This window comes from Achromobacter pulmonis (assembly GCF_002885955.2).
Lineage (GTDB): Bacteria > Pseudomonadota > Gammaproteobacteria > Burkholderiales > Burkholderiaceae_B > Achromobacter > Achromobacter pulmonis_A.
Genome location: NZ_POQS01000095.1, coordinates 1 through 324, shown reverse-complemented (window position 1 = coordinate 324; position 324 = coordinate 1). Strand labels below are relative to the sequence as shown.

Genomic DNA, 324 nt, shown 5'->3' with positions numbered 1-324 from the left:
GGCCAGCAGCACGTTGAGCACCACACCCAGCAAGGTCGTATCGCGTCGCGCCAGAGCCTGTTTCAGCTCTGCGGTCAGCCGACCCGCCAAATCGCGGTAGGCCGCAGCTTGCGCCGCGTCCATCTGGACTTCACGAAATTCCTCGTCATACGGCGGCAGGACGTTGCCACCGATGTCCTTGAGCTTGAGAAAGATCGTGAACGGCAGGATGCAGCGCAAGACGCCTTTCGGGCCGAAGCCGGGAGCCTTGACCGTGCGCACCGATACCTTGGTGCCCTTGGCCGTTTTGTGCGCCGTGCCGGCGCTCTCGGAGTAGATGTCCTT

1 pseudogene is annotated in these 324 nt (G+C 63.0%); it reads right to left on the bottom strand.

The annotated features are described in order from the left end of the window. Positions 1–324, bottom strand: a pseudogene (locus tag C1I89_RS33905) (DEAD/DEAH box helicase); the annotation flags it as partial.